General features: G+C 47.3%; 4 protein-coding genes and 1 pseudogene. 4 read left to right on the top strand and 1 reads right to left on the bottom strand.

Annotated features, from left to right (window positions below; genetic code table 11):
- The 4 genes from HMPREF1051_RS14760 to ruvX form a co-directional block, all read left to right on the top strand.
- Positions 1–609: hypothetical protein (locus HMPREF1051_RS14760; RefSeq protein WP_196794305.1), on the top strand; the 609-nt coding region annotated here is incomplete at its 5' end.
- Between the two features lie 351 nt (positions 610–960).
- Positions 961–1,512: a CreA family protein gene (locus HMPREF1051_RS02315; protein ID WP_003763874.1), complete on the top strand. Its 552-nt coding sequence runs from the start codon at positions 961–963 to the stop codon at positions 1,510–1,512.
- A 12-nt stretch (positions 1,513–1,524) separates the two neighbouring features.
- Entirely contained in the window at positions 1,525–2,073 is a 549-nt protein-coding gene (locus tag HMPREF1051_RS02310) for a YqgE/AlgH family protein (RefSeq protein ID WP_019271440.1), read from the top strand.
- Positions 2,066–2,542 (top strand): Holliday junction resolvase RuvX, encoded by a 477-nt coding sequence (gene ruvX / locus HMPREF1051_RS02305; RefSeq protein WP_003763870.1) that lies wholly within the window; start codon positions 2,066–2,068, stop codon positions 2,540–2,542. Before HMPREF1051_RS02310 ends, ruvX begins: the two co-directional genes overlap by 8 nt.
- Positions 2,543–2,635: 93 nt before the next feature.
- Here the strand turns inward: ruvX and HMPREF1051_RS02300 are convergent.
- Positions 2,636–2,882: pseudogene (locus HMPREF1051_RS02300) on the bottom strand (hypothetical protein); the annotation flags it as partial.

The raw sequence follows: 2,882 nt of genomic DNA, 5'->3' as shown, positions 1-2,882 counted from the left end.
AATATCAACCGTAAAAATAAAGTTATTGTTTTATTTATTGGAATATTATTACTGGCTGGTGGTTATCATCTAACGCAGAAGAAATATCAAATGTATGTGTTTCGGTATTTGGAATATTTAGAATGCGGAGAATACGGAGAAGCTGAATCGCCACTTAAAAAAAAGGTGTGGTTTAGTGCCAAACAATGGCTGTCTGACGAAAAAACGTACCTGAAGATTTCAGATCATGATTTTATTAATAAAAATGGTATTCCTATGCCTGATACTGATTTGTTTATTCAAGAGCTTTATGGGATTTTACTACATAAAAAAATAGTTACTGAACATGAAATGGCATATGAGCGTTTTGTCAGCGAAGTTAAGCCAACCCTATATGGACGCTATTTATTTTCTGAATTTGATCGTGATACATTAAGACCGACTGTACACAAATTTCTCGTCAGCTTTCGTTTGAGCAATAATTCTTATGAAACTGTGCTCATCTGGAAAACAGACAAACAACAATTTAGTACTTTTAATATCTATAATTCAGGTGAATATTTAAAAATATATGGTACATATAATTATCAGAATTATCTGAAAGGGGAGCAGCCTTCTGAAGTCAAATAAAGGTGCGTTATTACTGATGCCGCGTTTTCCGGCTGGAAACGTGGGCGTTGAACACTCTGTTCAAAAGGTCGTCTGAAAATCTGTTTTCAGACGACCCTTTTGTTTGCAGCCAAAGTTCAGACGGTAAACTTGACGATCTTGGCGCTCAATCCAGAGTTCTCTTTTTGAACCTTGAATGGACTAAGGAATGAAAGGTATGGGGGTTTGTAGTGGGGAGGTTTGCAGTCGGGGAAGGGATTCAATTGGGTATTTGGGTCTTTCCGATGCTTGCAATCTGAACAAGCGGTCTTATATAGTAGGAGCTACGGTGTTAGCTTCTTTATTTTCAACCCTCAAAGGTTTCTTATTTACATGAATAAAATCATTCTGCCTGCGCTTTGCGCCCTGCTTCTTGCTTCCTGCGGTAACGATACCGACAAAATCGGACGTGCCAGCACGGTTTTTCATATGCTGGGGAAAAATGACCGTATTGAAGTCGAGGGGTTTGACGATCCTGATGTGCAAGGGGTTGCCTGTTATATTTCTTATGCGAAAAAAGGCGGTTTGAAAGAAACGGTGAATTTGGAGGAAGATGCGAGCGATGCTTCCGTGTCGTGCGTGCAGACGGCGGAGGTCATCCGTTACAACGAGCAAGCCGTCGTCAAGCCGCGAGAGGTGTTTAAGCGCAGCGCGAGCTTGGCGTTCAAGAGCCAGCAGATTATCCGTTATTACGATCCTAAACGTAAGGCGTTTGCGTATTTGGTTTACAGCGACAAAATCGTTCAGGGTTCGCCGAAGAACTCTTTGAGTGCGGTGTCGTGCTTTGGCGGTGCTAAAGCGGATGCGCAGCAAGTTGCCGGCGGTATGGAAGGCAAACAGATTTACGGTGCGTGCGTCGTGGATGCGCCTGTGCCGAACAAGTAAAAGATGAGCGATATGAACCTAACCGACCATTTCCTGATTGCCATGCCTGATATGGACGACCCGTTTTTCGAAAATTCGGTGATTTATGTGTGCGAACACAACGAAGAGGGCGCGTTGGGCATCATCATCAACAAACCGTCGCCGATTACGATGGACATGATTTTTGCGGCAACCGACCGCAATATCCCTTTGAGGATGCAGCACGAACACGTCATGATGGGCGGGCCGGTACAGATCGACCGCGGCTATGTCGTACATACGCCCGTGGGCAACTGGCAAAACAGTATGATTGTTTCAGACGACATTGCGCTGACGTCTTCGCGCGATGTGATTGAAAACTTATCCCGTCAGGGCGCGGTGGACAAGATTTTAATCAGCATAGGCTATTCGAGCTGGAGCAAAGGGCAGCTTGAACGCGAGCTGGCGGACAATGTCTGGCTGACGGTTAAGGCGGACGAGCATATTTTGTTCGATATGCCTTACGAACATCGCTACGCCGCTGCGTTTGCCAAGCTGGGCATCCAGCCCGATGCACTTGTCTGTGGAGCCGGTCATGCATAAAGCACCGGCGGGGACGGTTTTGGCGTTTGATTTCGGCGAGGCGCGTATCGGCGTGGCGCAGGGCGATGCGGAACTTGGCTTGTCGCATCCTTTGGCGACTGTGACCGGCAACAGCAACGATGAGAAATTCAACGCCATCGCCAAGCTGATACGGGAATGGCAGCCCAAGCATCTGGTCGTCGGACTGCCGACCCACGCCGACGGCACGGAACACGAGTTGACCCGCCTCAGCCGCAAATTCGGCCGCCGCCTGCACGGGCGTTTCAACCTGCCCATATATTGGGTGGATGAACGGATGTCCTCGCTATATGCGGAAAGCCTGCTTGCCGAAGCGCAGGTATTTGGGCGCAAACAGAAGGCGGTACTCGACCAAGTGGCTGCTCAGGCGATTTTGCAGGGCTTTTTTGACGGTGGCGCGGCAGAGTATTTCAACGGCAGGGAAGAAGGTTCGGAAGAATCATCCGTTTGAGAAAGTTTGAAAAAATTTTGAGAAAAAAGGTCGTCTGAAAGCTGTATTGACGGGATTGAATCCGTTAACAGGCTTTCAGACGACCTTTTTGCATCAGAACAAGGCTTCAATCCTTAACAGCGCGCCGACGCGGTGTTTTTGGTTTTCTTTGCGGTTGTTGTAGTAGTTGACTTCGGTTTGGGTAAACAGCCAGTTGCGCCAAATCGGTTGGCGGTAGGTGGTAAACGGACCGAGACCTTTGCAAAATTCCCCAAAATCCCCTAAATTCCCACCAAGACACTTAGGGGATTTCTCATGAGCACCTTCTTCCGGCAAACCGCACAAGCCATGATTGCCAAAC

It is taken from the genome of Neisseria sicca VK64 (assembly GCF_000260655.1).
In the GTDB taxonomy this organism is placed as follows: domain Bacteria; phylum Pseudomonadota; class Gammaproteobacteria; order Burkholderiales; family Neisseriaceae; genus Neisseria; species Neisseria sicca_B.
Note: the sequence above shows the minus strand (reverse complement) of the source record. Positions and strands in the feature narration are given on the sequence as shown.